Source organism: Hyphomonas sp. UBA3601, from assembly GCF_002375605.1.
Lineage (GTDB): Bacteria > Pseudomonadota > Alphaproteobacteria > Caulobacterales > Hyphomonadaceae > Hyphomonas.
The window spans coordinates 455-1,833 of record NZ_DFME01000122.1 but is presented as its reverse complement, the minus strand read 5'-3'; the positions used below and the strand labels follow the sequence as shown (position 1 = coordinate 1,833).

The 1,379-nt window shown below is 45.6% G+C and carries 1 protein-coding gene; it reads right to left on the bottom strand.

What is annotated here, in order from left to right; translation table 11 throughout:
- Window positions 1-622: 622 nt before the first annotated feature.
- Window positions 623-1,321 (bottom strand): hypothetical protein, encoded by a 699-nt coding sequence (locus tag B4F73_RS13215; protein WP_290480969.1) that lies wholly within the window; start codon window positions 1,319-1,321, stop codon window positions 623-625.
- Window positions 1,322-1,379 lie beyond the last annotated feature (58 nt).

The following is a 1,379-nucleotide window of genomic DNA, read 5'->3' as shown; positions in this document are numbered from 1 at the left end:
GATCATGGACGGGCCTTTCATGCACGGAGTTTGTGAGGGGCCTGTCTTGTAATTGCTCAACTTAGGATGAGGTCAAGGACGCTACAGGTTGGAAAATAATAATCATATAGACTGCGACATTGAGCATTAATGAGATTTGATCTCGCGCTCCCGCTGGACCTACATGCGCTATTGGAGTAGAAATCTTCGCGACCTATGGGGGGAATTCAGAATGAGACATCTATTAGCTGCGATGCTGTTCGGCTCAGTGCTTGTACCGACCTCCTACGCACAAATGACATACTATTTACAGCGTGACCTTGGCGTGGAAGGGTTTCAGCGAAATTGTCAGTATAGCAATGGAAAAGTGTATGCAGTTAACTCAACGAAAATGTGCCCTTTAAGTATACAAGAAGAAGGTTACCTTCCGCAAAACAGCAAGACGACGGGCTTTAAGGCAGGAGAGTATAGTGATGGCCTGACCAAAGTTTGCGTGTATAATGTATTGGGAAATCAGCGAGCAATTCGTCTGAATAATACTGAACTTTGTCCCCTTACATATGACTTTTGATCATCTCAGTTGCATAAACTGCAACACAGAATGATAGTTGGATAGCGGCGCTCAGTCCCCATCCAATAGGTCTCAAAGTATTTCTAACTCCGCATACTTTAAAGCAGCGTCTAAGAGTTCGTTATATGCCTCTTCGATCATCTGAACTGAAAGTATAGTTAACGATAGGCCTATTCGTTTAACCGGTGCTAAGTCGGATTTGTTTGGCTTAAACCATGTGATTAGCGTGTCTTCGTCCCTACTACCATACGCACCCAATGCGCCGCTCCAGTTGGGATGGGCGAACTCACTGAGGCGGTCATAATTTTTTCGTAGTTTTGGAATCTTTTTGTCCGCATGATCGATAATCGTAAGGATATTAATCGAAACAGGAAGTTCAGTTTCCGGCTCAAGTCTCTGACCTAGCAGAAGCTGCACCATTTTTTTATGTAATTTTCCAGAAAGTCCGGTTTCGACTTCGTTTTGTATCAGTTCCATGGCGAACCAGATACTTGCCGCAGTTTCTATCATTGCACGGACGCAAAGATTTGCAGCCACCACATCGTCGCGCTCGAACAAGTCACAAGCTGCTCGAAACAGTTCTTCGAATCGACAATACTGAGCATCGCGAAAGCACAGCGCAATGTATGGGGTTTTTGATGAGCGACTTGGCAGAGAGAGAGGGTCCACTCCCTCTGGAAGACTATCAGTGATGTGAATTTGACTTTTGCGCGCAACAGACAACAACTCATCGATTGTGAAGTCATCGAAGCGGATAGGGTCGATCGTCACAACGGAATATTGTCGTGCTTTTTCCAGGGGTTCTCAAGCTGCTTGTTGGCCAGGGCCC